The sequence below is a fragment of the Moorena sp. SIOASIH genome (assembly GCF_010671925.1).
GTDB lineage: Bacteria > Cyanobacteriota > Cyanobacteriia > Cyanobacteriales > Coleofasciculaceae > Moorena.
In genome coordinates, this window is the sequence record NZ_JAAHIH010000001.1 from 768471 (window position 1) to 788377 (window position 19907).

General features: G+C 43.2%; 13 protein-coding genes. 6 read left to right on the forward strand and 7 right to left on the reverse strand.

The window, feature by feature from the left end; translation table 11 throughout:
- Positions 1 to 555: 555 nt before the first annotated feature.
- On the reverse strand, positions 556 to 2757 hold the full coding sequence (locus F6J90_RS03490; RefSeq protein ID WP_293091102.1) for a cation:proton antiporter: 2202 nt from the start codon (positions 2755 to 2757) through the stop codon (positions 556 to 558).
- Positions 2758 to 2953: 196 nt separating this feature from the next.
- Here F6J90_RS03490 and F6J90_RS03495 point away from each other — a divergent pair, with 196 nt between their 5' ends.
- A complete protein-coding gene (locus F6J90_RS03495; RefSeq protein ID WP_075895729.1) occupies positions 2954 to 3175 on the forward strand; it encodes a hypothetical protein in 222 nt (73 codons plus the stop codon).
- Positions 3176 to 3262: 87 nt separating this feature from the next.
- On the opposite strand, the gene F6J90_RS03500 is transcribed toward F6J90_RS03495, so the two are convergent.
- Positions 3263 to 5902: a colicin uptake protein gene (locus F6J90_RS03500; protein ID WP_293091103.1), complete on the reverse strand. Its 2640-nt coding sequence runs from the start codon at positions 5900 to 5902 to the stop codon at positions 3263 to 3265.
- A 510-nt stretch (positions 5903 to 6412) separates the two neighbouring features.
- On the opposite strand from F6J90_RS03500, the gene F6J90_RS03505 reads away from it, so the two are divergent.
- The gene (locus tag F6J90_RS03505; RefSeq protein WP_293091104.1) at positions 6413 to 7282 is read left to right on the forward strand and encodes a pentapeptide repeat-containing protein; all 870 of its coding nucleotides are present in this window, start codon (positions 6413 to 6415) and stop codon (positions 7280 to 7282) included.
- A 164-nt stretch (positions 7283 to 7446) separates the two neighbouring features.
- Here the strand turns inward: F6J90_RS03505 and F6J90_RS03510 are convergent, their stop codons facing one another.
- Positions 7447 to 8577 (reverse strand): TerB family tellurite resistance protein, encoded by a 1131-nt coding sequence (locus F6J90_RS03510; RefSeq protein ID WP_293091105.1) that lies wholly within the window; start codon positions 8575 to 8577, stop codon positions 7447 to 7449.
- Between the two features lie 137 nt (positions 8578 to 8714).
- Between F6J90_RS03510 and F6J90_RS03515 the strand changes: the two genes are divergently transcribed.
- Positions 8715 to 9971: a transposase gene (locus F6J90_RS03515; RefSeq protein ID WP_293091106.1), complete on the forward strand. Its 1257-nt coding sequence runs from the start codon at positions 8715 to 8717 to the stop codon at positions 9969 to 9971.
- Positions 9972 to 10803: 832 nt separating this feature from the next.
- On the opposite strand, the gene F6J90_RS03520 is transcribed toward F6J90_RS03515, so the two are convergent.
- Together F6J90_RS03520 and F6J90_RS03525 are read right to left on the reverse strand one after the other, a co-directional pair.
- Positions 10804 to 13554, reverse strand: a complete 2751-nt coding sequence (locus F6J90_RS03520; protein ID WP_293091107.1) for a TIGR03960 family B12-binding radical SAM protein — start codon at positions 13552 to 13554, stop codon at positions 10804 to 10806.
- Positions 13555 to 13802: 248 nt separating this feature from the next.
- Entirely contained in the window at positions 13803 to 14135 is a 333-nt protein-coding gene (locus F6J90_RS03525; protein ID WP_293091108.1) for an STAS domain-containing protein, read from the reverse strand.
- A 690-nt stretch (positions 14136 to 14825) separates the two neighbouring features.
- On the opposite strand from F6J90_RS03525, the gene F6J90_RS03530 reads away from it, so the two are divergent.
- The gene (locus tag F6J90_RS03530) at positions 14826 to 15020 is read left to right on the forward strand and encodes a hypothetical protein (protein ID WP_071102195.1); all 195 of its coding nucleotides are present in this window, start codon (positions 14826 to 14828) and stop codon (positions 15018 to 15020) included.
- A gap of 253 nt (positions 15021 to 15273) precedes the next feature.
- Here the strand turns inward: F6J90_RS03530 and F6J90_RS03535 are convergent, their stop codons facing one another.
- Positions 15274 to 15669, reverse strand: a complete 396-nt coding sequence (locus tag F6J90_RS03535) for a hypothetical protein (protein WP_293091109.1) — start codon at positions 15667 to 15669, stop codon at positions 15274 to 15276.
- A 646-nt stretch (positions 15670 to 16315) separates the two neighbouring features.
- Here F6J90_RS03535 and F6J90_RS03540 point away from each other — a divergent pair.
- Together F6J90_RS03540 and F6J90_RS03545 are read left to right on the forward strand one after the other, a co-directional pair.
- On the forward strand, positions 16316 to 16660 hold the full coding sequence (locus tag F6J90_RS03540; protein ID WP_293072276.1) for a hypothetical protein: 345 nt from the start codon (positions 16316 to 16318) through the stop codon (positions 16658 to 16660).
- Positions 16661 to 16791: 131 nt separating this feature from the next.
- Entirely contained in the window at positions 16792 to 17985 is a 1194-nt protein-coding gene (locus F6J90_RS03545) for a hypothetical protein (RefSeq protein ID WP_293091110.1), read from the forward strand.
- A gap of 186 nt (positions 17986 to 18171) precedes the next feature.
- Here F6J90_RS03545 and F6J90_RS03550 read toward each other — a convergent pair whose 3' ends face one another.
- Positions 18172 to 19746 (reverse strand): ammonium transporter, encoded by a 1575-nt coding sequence (locus tag F6J90_RS03550; RefSeq protein ID WP_293091111.1) that lies wholly within the window; start codon positions 19744 to 19746, stop codon positions 18172 to 18174.
- Between the last annotated feature and the right edge of the window lie 161 nt (positions 19747 to 19907).

Genomic DNA, 19907 nt, shown 5'->3' on the forward strand with positions numbered 1-19907 from the left:
CCACAGCACACGCAGCTAATCAGTTGCTGATGAAGCAACTGTCATAACGTCTCTATCGTATATTGTAGAGTATTTTGAATTGGGTGTCTAGTTAGTTTGAGAATTAGTTTGAGAAAAATTTGCTTGCTGTATGGATTTATGTGAAATCCGGGGATTCGGCTCTCGAAGGATGGGATTCTCGCGCGTATGCGTTCGCTAGCCAACGCCCTTCGGGCTAATCGCATCGGATGCTGAAGCGCGAAATATAAGTTAACATCAGCCGTGGTGAGTATGCCGTTAATCGCGTTATAAAACTTTAGACATTTTCAGGGCTTATAACGGAATACCTTGTCAATAAGCATGTTTTGTCAAGTAACGCCTACAGCTTCCGTTGCCTCAACCCAACCTACCCCATGTACTCAAGTCAGTCAACCAGGGCTATTTGCCTGTGCCACCTCAGACCTATTACCTATTACCTATTACCTATTACCCATTACCTATTACCCATTACCTATTACAAGCGTGTTAAGTAATGTTTCGCGCTTCAGCATCGCATCGTCTCGCGCACCAGATCATTCACTCCTCATCCCATTCCCCAGACAACAACACACAATCCCCCACCTGCAATACTCCAGCTTCATCCACCGGATTATATAGTTTCCCTTGTCTACGCAACGCCTGAACCATGACATTGTATTGATGGTGGAGATCAATTGGCTTCATACCGACCAAACTTGAATTCTCTACCAAAGTTACCCAATGCTTAGAACCCTCACTAAGGAAACTGCGACTTTCGATCCAGTCTCTAAACGCTGCTAATTCTTCCGGTTCCCCAACAACTAGCAATCGATCCCCTGAACGCAACGTAATCTTACCTTGTGGGTAGTGGACAATATCATTACCTTGTTGAATTGTCAAAACTGTTACCCCAGTCACGTTACGGATATCTGCTGCTGCCAGAGTTACCCAATCTAGACGGGAAGTTTGACTCAAAGTCACCCACTCACTGTCGAGTTCTTGGGCAACATCAGTGATGTCTTGCTGCTTTGAATAGGTAGCTTGTTCAGGTCGTACACTCAAATAGCGGTCTTGGTGAATCCGATTGATCACCGACTGAATCATCCCTGGGGTTTCTCCCAGTGCTACTAGCACATGGGCTCCCATTTCCAATGCTGCCTCAAATTCCGGTTGCACTACTTCCCGCGCCCCTAACTGGGTGAGTAGGTCAATTTCGCTATTTTTGTGAGAACGAGCCACGATATCCAGTCCTGGGGCAAACTTGAGGGCACGTTTGAGCAACAAGCGGGTACTGCCAGGATCGGGTAGGGCAATGGCTAGGGCTTTAGCTTTTTCTAGATGGGCTTTTTCTAACACCAGTTCCGAGTGAGCATCCCCAAACATATAGGGAATTTTCTCATGTCTCAAGCGTTGAATAGCAGCTTCGCTATTTTCAATCACTAGTACCTCATGCCCTTGATTGCGCAGGATTTTGACCAGTACTCGCCCAACTCGTCCATAGCCAGCCACTACCACATGATTACAAATCGTTTCTGGAATTGACAAAGCTTTAGTACCCTGAAACTGACGCAGGTAGCTTTTCAGAAACGGCAGATTTACCAGGTGGTCTGCTATTCGGGGAGACCATCTTAGCCACATGGGTGTCAGGACTAGGGTAATGGCTGTAGTTCCCACCAGGAGTAGATACTGATCCCTAGTGATAAATCCTAACTCAAAGCCAACCACTGCTAAGACAAAGGAAAATTCTCCAATTTGATTGAGACCAAAACTAGCAATAAAAGCCGTTTTAAAGGAATAGCCAAATTTCAGCACAATCGGTAGGATAATGGCTGCTTTACCCCCCATTACTAACATCACTAACCCGATAATTATGCCGAAGTTTTCGAGCAGCACTTCCGGCTCAATGAGCATTCCTATGGATGCAAAAAATAAACATACAAACGTGTCTTTAAGGGGGATTATTTTGGCAACTGCTTGGTCAGCATAATCAATTTCAGCCATCATTAATCCTGCCACAAATGCTCCCATTTCAACGGATAGACCAAGTCCAGCAGTAATCAAAGCAATCCCTAAACACAGGGCAATTACTGTGATCAGAAATAACTCACTGTTTTCAGTGCGGGCAATATATTTAATGAGATGGGGAACTATCCAGCGACCGGCGGCTAGAGCAGCAGCTAGAAACACCAACGCTTTGAGTAAAGCAACAACTAAAGCTGAGCCAATATCTGAGGGCTGTTGAAGGGCGGGGATGACGGCTAACATCAGACCTAAACTAAGGTCTTGAGCAATCAAAATTGCCAGCATCACTTGACCATGAAGGGTATTGGTTTCTCCTCTCTCCATCAGGGTTTTAAGAACTACTGAGGTGGAGGAAAGGGAGATGATGAATCCGAGCATTATTCCCGGAGTAAATCCATCAACCCAACCAAGTGCATTGGCTAAAACTGCAACTAGGGTAATAGTGAGACTAATTTGCAGTAAACTACCTTTTAGGACAATATCTTTAAATCGTTTAAGCTGGGATAGAGAAAATTCTACCCCATAGGTGAATAACAAAAAAACAATCCCAATTTCAGCTAGGGATTTGACTTGTTCTAATTCGCCTACGAGTTTAAGACCAAACGGACCAACCAATAAACCACTGGCTAAATAGCCTAAAAGTACAGGTTGACGTAGCCGATTGGCAAGGTAGCCTCCCAGAGCAGAAGCCCCTAGAACTGTGGTTAGATCCAGAATTAAATTGTGTCCTGAGGCCATGATTAGGAATGGGTAATCGGTTATTGGTCACAGGCTTCATACCTGGAGGTTTTCCCTTGTGCCCTGATTTTTTTGTAACCTACCCACCTGAACTAAGCAACTTGGGGATCAAGGAGTTGGTAACGAAGGCTCAAAGTACTCTACCCACCTGATAATTTTTTCAGTTATCTTATGACGGTAGAGATTTCCAAGAACTATGGCTTTAGAACAGTGTAACGTTTGTGGGTCTTTAACCAGCACCAACGATGAAATTTGCCTCAGTTGTGGTTATCCAGCTAAAGGTCGGCCAAAGTTAGTTTTTTTCAAGTGGACTGCTATCGGTGTTGCTGTAGTATTTGGTCTCTTTCTTCTACTAGGGGTCATTAACAGAGTTGAGCAACACCTCAACTCTCAACCTTCGACACAGATAGACCGGTAAGATAGCGTTGGGTTATCGGTCTATCTGTGTATAAGGGAAGCCGTGCCAGCGCGCAGCAGACACAGCGCGCAGCAGATACAGATGCACTTAGTTAGAAGTTGGCGGACTAATCAGACCATTAGCTGCACCAAATAGATTGATGGGATTTTTGCCATCGGTAATCAAAACACTCTGGATACCAAGTGCTTCTAGAAGTCTTGCCTGCATTTCCGGACCTGCTTGTGCGATCGCTTGAATGGTTTGAGGACCAATCGCTTCTACTTTCTGTCGGTATTCTTCACTCTTAATGTGAGCCATACGCTCAGCTTTGGCAATCTCTAGGTTATTAAAGGCTTGTTGATGGGCTAATTCAGCTTCCTGACGTGCTTTGAGTTGAGCTAACTCGATTTCATTGCGAATCCGAGCCGCCTCGGCTTCTTGCTGAGCCAAGTTAACTGCTAATTGTCCTTCAATCTGAGCCGCTTCAGCCTTAGCTCTCGCTTCTGCTGTTGCTTGACCTGTAGACTCAATGGCTATATTTTCTGCTTGTAATTCTAGAAGTTTTTTCCGTTCTGCTTCTGCTGCACTTTGATCCAAAATTACTTGCCTTTCCAACCTGGCTTTCGCTTCTTGCTCAATCCGTTCCGCATCTTGGCGTGCAGCAGCTTCTTGAGCATCAGTGGTAATTTGAATCGCTAGCTGCACTGACTTTTGCAAGCTCCTTAAGGTTTCTTCATCCACTGGCTCCACTGACTGAATGTCAATATTGGTAATTACCAGGTTATTGGCTCGAAAACGAAATTCATCTCGAATATGACCTTCTTGATCAGTGCCAAACACCGCCAGTCGGATAATCCGGGCTGAATTGCGGTGAAATTCATCAAATTTTTCCCCTGCTACAGCACCCCGCACTCGGGATGCGATCGCTTTACAAGTATCTCCCACAAAATCAGGTACTTGAAACAGTCTGGCTGCAGTTTGTTCATCGTGTCTGTCCACATCAAAGTACCAGTTATAGGACAGCTGTAGCTGCAATCTGGTATGGTCTGCTGTCTCTACGGTAAAAATATCGGTCATGAAATCAGGACCGAGTAATAAGGCTAAGGATTTGATGACATTAGGTCGTTTGGGCTTGCTACCTGATAAAGAAAGTACCGTAAAGGCTTCATCTGGTTCGAGCATCACCAAGTCTGGTCCAAATACAGTTCTGGCAGTTCTGTTTTTATAGTCATGGAGCTGCACAGCAGCATTTTGAGGAATATGAAACACAACTGCTCTAGTTTTATCCCGTTGGGATAGACCTTGGCGTACTCCTGATTTTCGCTCCGACTGATCGCCCCCAGCTAGAGAATGCTCACCACGCCCAGACAATGGGTCTATTTTTTGCATCAACAGTTCCTCAACTACCGATGGCAGTTCTTTTTCCCAAAGCTTCTCATAGGGAGTGAGCATATAAGCCTGAGGACCACCGACCAGCTTGAGTTCACCAGTCTGAATATTACGCACATAGATACCTTCATTCTTATCGAGGGGAATGGCTTGACGCTTCTCAACCACTTCCACTTCCACACGGGGAATATAATCTTGTGGCCCAGCAATCATCCACAAATCCCCTGGTTGATGAGTAATGGCCTGGTCACCTTCCCCTTCATTAAAAGCTTCTTTGGCTCGAAGCAACAGTGCTTCTAGCTCACTGAGAACATAAATGTTTTGGATACCATTCTCCAAGGACTCACCAGGATGCAAGAAAAATGATGTTCTACCCTGGCGCACTTCTCGCATACCGAGCTGAGGTTTACCAGATTCATCAATCGGGTCAAGCACAATACACCATTCGTGATCGCTGAGGGTAGTAATCGTAACTTCTCCCACTACATCTTCATAAACATCGGGAATATGAATTTCTGCATCTTCAAAGGTGACCAACCATTCATCTCCAGCTTTACGCTGACGACCAAAAATATCAGTAAAGGTGCGTTTAGCTTTCAGATGTAATGCTTTTTGTTCCGTCAAAATGTAAGCATTAATAATGCCAATTACTTCTTCATCTACACCAGGTAAATAGGCTCCTTCTTCTCTAACCAGCCATTCTTCACCTGCTCTACGTCTATTCCTTTGACGATCGGTGCAATTCTGCCGTGCTAACAGGTGTAAGGCTTGGTTAGGTTTAATCACCTCAGCTGTTACTGTCTCAACTACTTCAACCTCCACCCGGGGAATATAGGTTCCAGGTCCTTCAAACAGCCATTCATCACCTGCTAAACGGTTAATTGTTTCAGTTTGGGTTTCTCCATCAAGTATTCTCGTAACCGTATCGGTAAAATCCCGAATTGCTCTCAGACGCAGTGCTTGATTGGTCTCGACTACTGCCAGTTGGGTGACATCCCCTACTAGTTTCTCGTTTGGATAAAGGGGAAACGGATCTTGCGCGAAACGAATTTCCAGATCACCGTAGCGCAGTCGAATTTGACCATGCTGATCAGCAATGGGTTGACCGTCTTCATCCCGGAGTAACGGATTAGCAACCACACAATAATACCGAGGCGGCACAATAATCATCGGTTCAGGTTTTAAGATCAGCCGCTCGTGATCGCGAAGGGTAATGGTTTGAGGACCAACCTCCAGTCGGGTAACACCAGTGTTGTTGTCTAGAACATGAATAAACTGTTGGGGCTTGATGCGAATCACTTCACTAGTTGTCCTAGGCACTTCCATTTTCTTCTCTGTTTTACGCTCAGTTGTAGTCATAGTCTTGGTCTAATCGAACTGGATTACTAAGTTGCCTTCATAGGTCGTAAGTAGTCAGACACAATTAAAGCAGAATTTTTTTACAAGGTAACTTCGGATCAGGAAATTTCACGATTCATGTAGGATTACTATAGTTCATGGTTTATCCCTAAAGCCTAATCAACAATCAACTATTTTGTAACCTGACAGCAAATGAACTCCCTATAAAACTAACCTAACCTTTATTTTTCTGTTCTGCTAAAATAACCAAAACTCGTTATGACTACGTCAAGTTTATGGAGTTGGGAGCAATTTCATCTGCTGATCGGCACATTAAGGATAAAGGATCAGGGATGAGGGATTAAGAATTAAGGATTAGGCACCCTTAGATTATGCTTGATACCATTAAGTACTAACAACTATTAACCATTAATCATTAACCCAACCCATTAAAATACTAATAAAATTTTTTTTTTACGATATAATCAGGATGATTACTATCTAAGATTAAACAAATAAGGGGGGATTACTATGAATCGTGATGAATTCCTAAAACGCTACGAAGCCGGTGAAAGAGATTTTTCTGGTGTTAATTTGAAAAAAGCTAACTTGAAAAGTACTAATATCAAGGGTGTTTGTCTAAATTCTGCGCACTTGAGTAATGCTGATTTAGAGGAAGCCACTTGGGATGATGTGGATCTAAGTCATGCTAACTTGAGGAATGCTTACCTATATGAAACCACTATCGAAAATTCCAACCTCACTAAGGCTAACTTGAGTCATCTAGTAGCATCTGAATCAACCTTGGAAAACTGCGACTTTAGTGGTACTGATCTGAGCTATGCTGATTTATCTGTAATCTATATGGCTGGTAGTAACCTCAGGGATGCCAATTTCAGTTATGCTACCTTATGTGAGGTTTACGTAGGTGATTCTGACCTGAGCAATGCTAACCTCAGTTATGCCCGTATGCTAGGGGTTGATGGGTGGAAAAAAGCTGACCTGAGTAGTATAAATTTTACTAAAGCTATCTATACATCATGCACTGAGTTTCCGACTGGATTTAACCCATCAAAAGCAGGAGCAATCTTTATTTGTGCAGAGGCTGACTTAAGCGGTTTGGACTTGAAAAATATCAACCTTGGTTATGAGGAAATGTCTGGCGCTAACCTTAGTCATGCTAATTTGAGTGGTGCAAGACTGTATAATAGTGACTTGAGGGGCGCAAACCTAAGTTATGCCAATTTAGAAGGTGTTGACTTTCATGATGCTGATTTGAGTGAGGCTAATTTTAGCCATGCTAATCTTAAAAAGGCTAAATTAGCTAAGGCTGAATTAAATGATGCCATTTTCTGTAACACTATTATGCCTAATGGTAGGATTAGGAATGATAATTGTTAGCTAGATCAATACCTTCAACCATCAGGAGTTTTCCATCAAAAGCGGCTCTTCCGGCTTTGCGGTGATAAGGCAAGCTTATATCACGTAATTCCGCCAGTTCCAGCCACGTTGATTTTCGATTTTGTGCCTTTTGATACGTTTTCAACCACAGATCCGGAAGAGCCTCAAAAGCTACATACTTCCAGGCAATCGAGTATATATCTAGCCGCATCTACAAATACCATATCCAGATACTGAAACTGATCCGGATGCAGCTGGGAGCGCAACTCATCCCAAGCCTGTTCATCCTCAATATCTTCATGCCTAAATCCTGCCTCCAGCACTGCTGTATACCTGGAATCAATCCCCAGATGCTTAGCCACTATGTGTAAATAGTCCTGCTCAGTAGGGTCAATTTCTCCATCCGCCGCTGACATATCATAGGCAAAGCACAACAGGAGTAGCTTCTCAGCATCGCTTAGAGGCTTAGTCAAAGTTAACCATTCGGGGCAATTAGACCCAGTAGGGTTCCGCTGAACTTGCCGAAGCAGAAGTCCGATTAAGAACGGTCCCAATTGACGCAAATCATCCTCTTCGGGAGGCGTTAAGCGGTCAATGGTTTTTGCCAGCAGCTGTCTTTCTTCTTCTACCACTTGACCATCCGCCAACATCACTTCCAAGGAAATAGTCACCAAGGCTACCAAAAAAATCATGGTTGGTGTAATATCTAACAGACTCAGTTGCCTTCCCACAAGATGGGACAAGTATTCAACAACTTGCTGATTTACCAGTCGGATACCTAGAGCCTCAAACTGTTCTGGTTGCAGCTTTGATTGGAACTCTTCCCAAACAGACTGATCTGGGAAGTCCTCACCCTTGAACCAAGCTTCCAGCACCATTGGGTAGCGCGAGTCAATCCCTAAGGAATTTGAGGCTAGCTGTAAATACTGGCTTTCATTGGGGTCAATCGTCCCATCCACCGCTGACATGGCATAGCAAAAGTTAAGGAGCAAAATTCGCTCTGACTCAGACAGGGAGGTGGTTAGCTTCAACCACTGCTGAGGATTTTGATAAACCGGATTCTTCTCTAGTCCAGAAAGCAAACCCTGCACGAATTGACGGACATCCCTCTGGGGGGGGACTAATCGCTCAATGGTTTTCTCTAGTAGCTGCTTCTCTTCGTCCTGTACAACCCCATCAGCATACATGACTCCCATCCCAAGGGTTACTAGGGCAGCTAAAAACCTCACAGGCGGTGTTATATCGTCTTGAGTGAGGTTTCGTCCGCTTAGGCTAGACAAAAGTTCAATAGTCATTTTTTAGTTAATCCGACGGAAAGCCCCGCGCTGTAATCTTCGATTCAGCTTCGGGATGATAGTCGGGTCGGGGTTTAAGCAATTCAATACTTATTATTTGACTTTTATTATGTTAAAATAATAACATGAGTTTAACAATGAACTACACTTACCGTATTTATCCTTCGGCTGCTCAACAAGAATTAATGTTGAGATGGTTAGAAACTTGTAGACGACTGTATAACCGTTGCCTACGAGACTTAAAAGACTGGATCAATAGCAGAAAGTGTCAAGTAGATCGTTGCTCCATTGACCGGGAATATATCATGTCTGCTGATATTCCTTTCCCGGGTTACATGGAACAGAAGAGACAGTTAACCCAATGGAAGAAAACCGACCCTCAACTCAAGGCTGTACATTCTCAGGTGACACAAGATGTGGTTAAGAGATTGCATAACTCTTGGGAAGCATTTAAACAGAGAGGGCATGGTTTCCCAAGGTTTAAAAAGTACGGTCGTTATCAATCCTTTTTGTTTCCTCAGTTTCAGAAGTCACCCTTTGTCGGCAATCAAATTAAACTCCCGATGATTGGGTGGGTCAAGATTAACTTACATCGATATATCCCGACGGGCTTCAGGGTTAAAGGGGTCAGAGTGGTTTCAAGATGTCGAGGGACAAAATGGTTTGTTGTTATTACTATCCAAGCCGATGTATCTGTTCCTGATACTCCGTCCTACGGTAGAGCTATTGGGGTGGATGTTGGGTTAAATGACTTTTTGGCAACATCAGATGGCTTGAGAATTCCTAGATCCAAGTTTTTTGTAGACTTACAAAGCGAGCTTAAATTGCTGCAACGTAGAGCATCCAGAAAACAGAAAGGGTCTAAAAATTGGGAGAAAGCACAAATTAAAGTTTCACGATTACACCACAAAATTGACAACACTCGCTCCGATTGGCAATTCAAAGTCGCTCATGCTCTTTGTGATCAAGCCGACTCTATTTTTGTAGAAGATATTGATTACCGAGTCATGGCAAAAGGGTTTCTTGGGAAGCATTCCCTAGATGCAAGTTTTGGTCAATTCAGAGAGTTATTGAAATGGGTCTGTTGGAAAAGAGGGAAATTTTTGGCCACAGTAGACCATCGGGGAACCTCTAAACAATGTCCTAAATGTGGGGCCGAGTGGGATAACAACCTGTCAATCCGTTGGCATACTTGCACAGAATGTGGATATTCCAATAACCGAGATGTTGCTAGCGCAGAAGTGATTCGTAATCGTGGAATTGAAAAGTACCCAAGGACAATTGGGGAAAGGAAACCGCCTGCTATTGGCGTACTGTCGGGGATTTTCAATCTAGATAAGTGCTACGCAGGAATTCCCAATTGTGAGATTGGGAAGCCCGCGCTGTACTCGTAGAGTCAGCGTCGGGAGGATGTCACGTTTTGATATCAGTGAGTGGGATCACATCTCAAGGGAACCTGGTTAAGGCAATGGTTATGGGATCATCCATTGTAAGTTGGCTTAAGGCTTTTGTAATGCGATTAGCCCGAAGGGCGTTGGCTAGCGAACGCATCTTGATCACGTTGGTTTAGCAAATAGTGATGGGATCATGAAGAAGTTCAGACGGTAGTAATGCGATTAGCCCGAAGGGCGTTGGCTAGCGAACGCAACCAAGCTTCAGGGAGTAAAGGAGGGATCCCATGCATCATGCCTGCATAACCATTTTTGAATTCAAAATGCCAAATTCAAAATTCAAAATGAATAGCTTTATAATTTTGATTTTTTGACACCCAATACAAGCAAATTAATTCATTAATGTGGTATTTTTTGTAAGTATTCAGAATAATGCTTACAATTTAATTTCTATTAAGCTGGCTTCTTTGGGGTTAATTCTAAGAATTCTGTCACTGTACCAACTTTCCAACCGTTGGCTTCTAGTTGTGCTTTTTTTCCTAGCTCCATCCCACTAGACCTCTCCAAAAACTTTAGACATCTCCAATAATCTCTAATCGAGTCACAGCAATCAAACTAAGCGGGTCAACAACTTATTGATGAAACCACCAGTGCTTTAGATAACCGCACCCAAAGCATTTTTTTAGTACAGTAGAGAACCTTTGAGTAACTGCTTAATTAGGAAGGGTTATTTGCCAATTTGATGGCTCGACAAATGGCTTAGAAAATTAATTATGAAACCATGAACTATCGCTTTTGGGGCAAATCATACCTTAATTCAGCAACACCAAATTTCTCAATTGCGCAGAATCAACCGTTGCCGATGAACATGCAACAAACTAAACTCCCGCTGCGCCACCTGGTCCAACATATAAATAATATGCTCTGGTCGCAACATGGTGCCATCATTCAAACAACTCCCGACATACCGCAAAACCACCCCAGATTCCGCAACCTCCTCTTCACCATCTTTAGGTCTTTGGGATTCCATCAACTCGAAGTCAAATAAGCGATCGCATAAATTCACCAACTGCTTCTTACCCGACTTCGTAAACCGTTCCCACCAAATTTCCTTACTACCCTTAATCGCTTCAATCCAACCCTGCCAGTCTTCCCAAGACACCGATGACATTACCTCAACTCGAATCAAATACTCCGCCTTTTCCAACAGCTGAGTTCCAGCAGGTTCCTTCAAATCCACTCCCTCAACCCCATACACCGGAATCTCTTCAGGCAACTCAGACACCAGCCTTTCCCTAAACTCCTCAACTGGCATTTTCTCAGTTAACTCAAACTCCACAATCTCCCCACTACTAGAGGCTCCCAAGGGCAAAGCATTAGCAATCATAATCCGAGCATTAGCCCGAAACCCCCCACTATAGCGAATTGGTAGTGACGCTCGTCTTACTGCTCTCTCAAACAGACTTGCCAAATCCAGATGACCCAACAAGGTCATATCCCCCAACTTCCCAAACCAAACCCGCAGCCGCTGATCCTTATTAGTATTGGGTTTAAAGTGACCAGCAAATTGCGGAATCTGCGGCGGGTCAATCACCACATTATGACCAAAATCAATCCCACACACACCACAGTGAGAACACCCATCAAAGGAACAATCCGGTACTGTTGCTGCATCTAACGCCCGTTGTAAATCTTCCTTGAGCCAATTCTTATCAATTCCCGTATCAATATGATCCCAAGGCAAGGGAGCATCAAGGGCGTTAAGGGTTGTTCGCGTAGCGTGGCCTTTTGGCCAAGGTTGAAGGGTTGAAGGTTGAAGGTTATTTGGTTGAAGGTTATTTGGTTGAAGGTTAGACGGTTGCTCTGAACTTTCAACATTCAACCTTCCAACTTGCAACTCTTCTACACCCGCCATCACATTCCATTCGCCACTTTCTACTTGGCGATATTTCCAGGTCAGACCTGATGAAGCGATCGCATTTTCCCAAGCAGCAAATGCCCGATCCAAGCTTTCCATCCAGGCATCCATCCCTGCCCCCAATTCCCAAGCACGGCGCACCACCGCACTTAAGCGTCTGTCACCCCGTCCGACAAAATCTTCCATGGCCGAAATCCGAACATCGGTGTAATTAACCTTCACCCCCCTGATCTGACCAAATACTTGTTTGAGCAATTCCTGCTTGCGTTTAAACTCCGAAGTCGATACGGAATGCCACTGGAATGGGGTGTGAGGTTTTGGGGTAAAATTAGAAACAGTTATGTTAAACTTAAGGGTTTTTCTGCCTTTAGCACGGCACTCCTGCTGCAACCAACGCACCGTTTCCGCAATCCCCAACACATCCGCATCCGTTTCACCGGGCAAACCAATCATAAAATAGAGCTTGACTTTCTCCCAGCCTTGCTCAAATGCCGTCTTTACTCCCCTGAGCAGTTCTTCATTAGTCAGTCCCTTATTAACAATATCCCGCATCCGCTGAGTTCCTGCTTCTGGGGCAAAGGTCAAGCCACTCTGCCGATTTCCCCCTAGGATATTGGCAATATTTTCATCAAAGCGGTCTACCCGCTGACTCGGTAGGGACAAGGAAATATTCTGATCCTTAAGACGATTTTTGATTTCCATCCCCACCGCTGGTAGAGCCAGGTAATCGGAACAACTCAGGGATAGAAGGGAAAACTCGTTATACCCTGTAGCACGCATCCCTTGTTCAATAGCTTCCACCACTTTTTCTGGTTCCACATCCCGCGCTGGTCGAGTCAGCATCCCAGGTTGGCAGAACCGACAACCGCGAGTACAGCCCCGCCGCACTTCGATCTTGAGTCGGTCATGAACCGTTTGGATATAGGGTACTAGTCCAATAGCATAGGCAGGCATCGGTGTAGCCACACGCCGCAAAATCCGCTTCGGCACATCAGGGCGGTTGGGTTTAACTGAGCCATCCTCAGTCATATCATAGAATTGGGGGACATACACCCCTGGTATCTGAGCCAAATCCAGGAGTAACGCTTCTCGACTTAAGCCAGCTGCTTTGCCTTCTTCGATTACTAAGCCAATCTCTGGCAACAATTCTTCCCCATCGCCAAGATCAACAAAATCTAAGAAATCAGCATAGGGTTCAGGATTCGATGTAGCCGTTTGTCCACCTGCAAAAATTAGGGGGATTTCCGATATATCAAACTCAGCACGGTCTTTCCAGGTAAGGGGAATTCCTGCCAAATCCAACATTTCCAAGATGTTGGTTGCCCCTAATTCATAGCTAAGGCTAAAGCCAATAATATCGAAATCTGTCAGAGGTCGCCGATTCTCGACAGCAAACAGAGGGGTTTGAGTGGAACGCAATTTAGCTGCCAAGTCTGGCGCAGGTAGATAGGCGCGATCGCATAACTGCCTAGGTTGACAATTCAATATATTGTAGAGGATGATATGGCCTAAGTTAGAAGCGCCCACTTCATAGATTTCTGGATAAGTCAATACCCAGCGTACCTCAGCTTCTTCCCAAGGTTTATGGACTGCTCCCAACTCGTTACCTAAGTAACGGGCTGGTCTGTTGATGTCTGCTGTTAGTATTTCCTCTACACTGATTCCCATAGAAAATTTATTACTGCTTTGAATGCAGTTAACCCTGATCCACCATTCATTTTATCAGTACTCAGGGTAGATATCGGGTTGGGTGAAGGTGGATGAAGTGAGGGAGATAAGAACCACCAGACTTCTTGACTGGTATTTCCCTATCTCCTCCCATCATCATCGCTGTAAGCACTTAATCTTCCTTAGATTTCCTATTATTTTGCTGCACTCAGAGCCATTGAGTTAGCTTCCCAACCTACTCCAACCTCCTAGAGGGCTGTAGCAAAAGCCTCATGGCTCTCAAAAATCTCAAACACCCCATCTAATTTAGTTAGCTCCAGCATAATGCGAATTGAAGGAGCTACGGAGCAAAGACCAAAGCGCCTCTCTAGAGTTCTTGCTAGCTTCAGGGCATGAATTAAAGCCATTAAGCCAGCACTGTCGAGAGACTCTAACTGATGCATATCAACCAACAAAGCTGAATCCTCAGCAGCCACCACAGCTTCTGTCAACTGACTTTTAAACTCAATTGCATTAGAAGCGTTAATATGACCGGAAGGTTGAATAATTCTTAATTTTGCACTTAGGGTCGCCTGTGTCATGAGTAGACTCCTCACTTGGTCAAATCCAATAAAATTTTCTAGAGAATATATTGAAGATAGTATGGAATTTTGCTAATTCCATACCACTTCTGAGATACTTTGCCGAATCTTTACAGATGGCTAATGGTTTTTGAAATCTTCATAAAACTTACCATCAAAATGTATCATATATTACTTTATTTCAAGTTAAGTAATTTATTTTTCATTTCCGATGGTCTAAGTGGCTAAGAGCATGGCTCAGTTGATGCCTATAAGTAGTGATTAAATTTTAATAATTTTTGTTACGTTAACTAAATAGAGCTGTCCTGACATAGAAATATAATACTTTTTGTTATAGGCTTGAGCCAAATGTTTAGCCAAAGAGAAGTATAACGTTAACTAGGGTGTAGAGGCAAGTAGTACTAAGCAGTATGTCCTTATAACTGCCTTAGGTGCGCTCTTACCATTAAGAATTAAATTCGCCACGGGTGGCACCTAAACTTCAATACCTCTAACCCTTGAAACGGCATAGCTTCTTCCGTTCAGGTTAAGCTTTCTGAGTTAAGTCCAAAAGGCTGATAATATATATGTAACAGAGTACCAATCCACCTCATCAGTGATTTAGATCACATACCAATAAGATAAAGATCACTATAGTGGCTAGTAACTTCAGAAGACAATAAATTTATATGGAATTTTGGGTAAGTAATTGTGAAAACTACCTTTGTTATTCGTCAACTAGTAGAAAAAGCCCTCTATATTAGGCAGTTGACTCCTGATATAGAGAATGCAATTAACTACGAACTAACTCAAACTGGTTACATCTCTGATGTGGATTACGAAGCACTGGAATTATTAATGTCTGAGATGGATGCTGGTCGTGTACAGCTAGTTCCGAGTCACTAGAAAAAGTGGTTATAAACTAAGGCTAGACCAGCTCGGAGGCTTGGTAACTAGTCCATGACTTTTAGCCATGACTTTTAGCCATGACTTTTAGCCATGACTTTCAAGGTTGGGGCAAGCTCTAACAGCTACATGTGGCAAAACCCCTACAACTTTAGTTTACTCTCCTAAGGGGTCTGACTTGCTACTGCTTGAGTCGTGATCAGATCACCATGGAGTTGGCAAAGTCCTATTACCGATTAACCATTAACAACACTTAAAACTTTTCAGGATAAGCTTGCCAAACTGCACAGATAAAATAACTTAGTTGCTGGCGAGCATCAGGGTCACTTTCTACATTGACATCAGGGTCATCTAACCGAAGCAAGAGGGGAATTACTTCAGTGTCTAAGGCTAGTCGTAATAAACTCGCTGGCCAAAGTAAATCCGGTCCAGAGCGTAGGTCGTAAAGAGTAAGCTGTTCAGGGAGTTCCACTGGCACAGGCTCTTGACTATGCAAGGTGACCAATATCATAGAACGCACCCAACACATTTGTCGCGATGACACAAATTCGATCACTTCAGCGTATAAACGAGTATTGTCATGCTCTAAGCAAATAATCTGATGAGGCTGGAACTCGTAAACCAAACTCCTTGATACGTCTTTATTCACCAGGCATCAATTCCTAAATTGAGTCATTGCGATATAATATACTGTTCATATTACCAGTTTGGTTAACGGTGCTATTAGACCCAGATTTGGCATGACTGCAAGTCAGAGGCTGTCTCACGTAAGAAACAAAGGTTTCGTCTCCGGGATGAAGCGGCATAGCAGTTTTAACCCCAGTCAAGTATAATAGATATAGGTTGAAATTGGCCAAGGCACTCTTAGCTCCGGAGAAAACGGCTAGGCCAGTAGGTTAGTATCGGCGAGTGATACGTAAATCGGAGCAATGTTGAAGAATCAAGAATCAAGAATCAAGAATTCAGAAATACCAATTCTAAATTCTAAATTCTCAATTCTTAATTCTCAATGGGGTCGTCCGGGAATTGACTCGGTTGTAGAAGCTACGGGTTTCCGTAGAGTAAGCAGACCTAGAGGTTCAGCCCTTAACCCTTAGGCTCAATTAATTGGGAGTCTAAGGGCGTTAGTTAGCTAGGGCTACTGAAAACCAACGCGCCTGTTGCCTGGGCGAAAGCCCCCGTGCTATGCCTGGCGGCAGGCTACGCCAACAGCCCGGGGTAAGCTTACTGCTCATCTTTGCTATGATGTATTAATTCAACTTAGTCTCAATAGATTGAATACCATAGCATAGATTATGAAAGTCCAAGTATCGGTCGTTTTTACCAATCCCGTGGATTTCGTTAATTTTTCTCATCAGGCACTGCCTCGATTTTGCGTCGATCTACCTTTTAAACCTCGCGCTATCCCAGTTGAAGAACTGTTGCCCAACATCCCTATGATTAATAGCAATTTAGACGATTGGACAACAGACCTGCCCTTCGAGCAAATAGAATACAAGGAAGAAGGAGCAGAGGAATATGCCAAAATGGTAGTAGTAGTGGGAATCCCACAGGATGATATGCCCTTGTTTGAAGATGTAGTTAAGTCGTATGGGGGAAAGGTTATGCCATCAGAGGGGTTGGATGTAATGGACCTGTAGTCGAAACCCCATGTCTTACCGATAACCTGGCTTGTAGGTCATAGAAATTCCTTGTTAATCTTGATCCAAAATTCAAGACTATCACAAAATATGTTTGAAGGAAAAATAGTCTGGAATACACAAGGAATGAAATGACCTCTAAGCAGGATAAACCTGAGGTGGCTAAAATCCTCGAACCATTCAAACCCGCATTGGCGGAACATCTGATCAACCCTGATGTTATCTTAGACGAGGTACTGGCATGGACTGGCTCTCAGCCTTTTTTGACCCAGAAGCTTTGTCAAGTTATCCTTGACTCTAAATCTCCCATCCCTGTTGGTGAGGAAGCTCTCAAAGTCGAAGAACTCGTCAAAACTCACTTCGTTGAAAATTGGGAAACTCAGGAAGCCGCTGAACTTCTGCAAGATATTCGTAGTTTCTTGCTCGAAGAACAATTCCTGCGGCTGTATCAGAAAATTTTGCAGGGAGCCATGATGGCAAATGACAGTTGGGAACAAAAAGTCTTGCTCAACTCCGGTGTGGTGATTAACCAGGGGGGAAATTTAAAAGTTTCTAACCGTATTTATGAGGCTGTTTTTAATCCCAGCTGGGTAGCTCAAGAGTTAGCACAGTTGACCAGTACAGACTATTGGCTGGCATCTGAGTTGACCACAGACGCTACTGATCAAGCCATCGCCATGGCTTTTCCTAACCTACCAATTACCCCAGTTACTCAAGACCAAGATCTAACAACTGACGAGCCCAAACACCCAGATCTAACAACTGATGAGCCCAAACACCCAGATCTGACAACTGACGAGCCCAACCAATCAACTGTAGTACCTTTAGAGCCAGACCAAGCCACAACCTTGGCTACCTCATCAGCTAGCAGAATCCCATCACCCATTAGTTTTTGGGGTGGCTTGATCGCCTTGTTTCTAGTCATTACCTTTGGTGTATTTCAGTGTACTAGTGCTAGAAGAGCAGACGATCAACTAAAAAACCTTGCTCCTCAGGACATATGCAGACGCCAATTTACTACCAGAAAAGAACAAATAGAGCAACTTAGAAAGATAAAGAGTCAAAATAAGGCTTTTCCCAAGCTATGTCAGTCAATGTTAGATCAATTGCAGTTTTCCTATGCTATAGAAGAGCTCGCTAGTCAAGGTGAATTCAAGCAAGCTACTATAAATCTTTGTCAAGTATCAGAGCGTTACTACCAGTTTAAACAAAAATCTCTTCCACGTTTTTTCCGTCGATGGGATAGGAATAATGAGAATTATGCTAATTGGTTGAAAAACTATCTAATAAAATATGATTGTCCAGCTGCTAAATATTTGGGGTAATCAATTGTTAAATTGTTAAATCAGTAGCAGTGGAAACAGGGAACAGGGAACAGGGAACAGGGAACAGGGAACAGTAAATGTATGTAGTGATTTTTAGGAAATAGTTAAATAGTATTTATTCAATCAATAAAACTTTATTTTATTTCAGGCTTTTTAAGACTTAGCTATTTACTGATAATCAAGATTCTAAGGATTATAAAAAACTCCATCGCTACCACTGATTTCTTCTTCCAAAGATACCCTGATTCCTCGACGAGCAATTTCAAAAATAGTTAAGATAAATTCTCCCAATTGAAAATATTGGTTTTGACGGTATTGTTTCCTATGGCCTTGTTTGCCACTAATCCGATCATTGATCTGGCTTGCATAATATAAAATTAGGCTCACTAATAGCCAACCTAATAAACTCAATAGAGCTGTTACAATGATAATAATCAGCCAGCCTAAAAACTGACACAACACTTGTAGTAATGGATCGTCATATACATCAAGTTCCGAGTACAACAGAGAACTATTGCTACTAAAGATTCCTAAGGCAATCGTTCCCCAAAATCCACAGAAAAGGTGAACAGGAACCGAACCTACGGGGTCATCAATTTTCCAAACTTGTAGAAAATATTCGCCCAAAAGGACAAAAATACCGCTGATCGAGCCAATTATAAATGCACTTCTGATATCTACAAAAGCAGCTGAGGCTGTAATTCCCACCAACCCACCTAAAATGCCATTGATAATTGAGGCTAGACTGGGTTTTCCCAGGATAATTGGACTAAAAAATACGCTGGATATTCCACCAGCTGCTGCTGCCATCATGGTAGTTGTGATGGTATTGGCTACATAATCGAGATCCTTTGCTGAGCCACCATTAAAACCAAACCAGCCCAGCCAAAGAATTAAGCAGCCTAAGGTGGCTAAACCCAGATTATCCGCAGAGAACTTTTCAGTTTCGAGACCTTCATATCTATCTGTTCTTAAATTGTAGCCAAAACGACCTTGTCGTGGCTTTAGTAGCCAAGCCCCTACCAAGCCAGCCATACCACCAACACTATGGACTACAGTTGAACCCGCAAAATCATGAAATTTTAGCGCCTTGGCTAGCCAACCATAGTGTCCCCAAACCCAGTGACCGGTTACGGGATAGATAAAACCAACCAGGAAAAAACTAAATAGGAGAAATGCCCAGAATTTTACCCGTTCAGCAACAGCTCCTGAAACAATAGTCGCTGCAGTTCCAGCAAAGACTAACTGAAATAAAAATAGAGCAGCAAAGGAGCGATTAGACCAATCTTGATTGAGACAATTAAATCCTGATTCTGGAAAACCAAGATTTCCAAATTGGGGAAAGGGAAGATTAAAAAACAACCCCTTTTGACCCACTAAACTTAAACTAGTATTTTCTCCTGGAACACAACTGTAAGTGATGCCATCACCAAACATTAAGCCAAAGCCAATTAGCCAAAATGCTAAGGCTGATATACAGAAAACTATTAAATTTTTAGCCAAGACATTAGTCGCATTTCTCCGTCTACATAACCCGGCTTCTAACATGGCAAAGCCAGCATTCATAAAAAAGACTAGAAAAGATGAAACTAACAACCAGATAGTAGACAGGTTAGTGAAATTATTCGTGTTACTATCTTGTGCTGCTGCTACACCAACCCATCCCAGCAGGATGGTAATAGCCAAAGATAGGCAGAAGTACCAACGGCTCGGTACCGAGGTGATTTGGTGTTTTAATCTCTTGTACTTATGTCGAGACATCAAAGCAAGCTTTCTAGTTTTACAATCGGAGTGTATATCTAACTGGTAAGTAGGTGGACATAATTAAATCACACTATTAAATAACACTGTTAATTGACACTATATTATGTTTCGTTACATCATTAACTGCTTACATCCGAGCCTTATAAAAGGACAGAGAT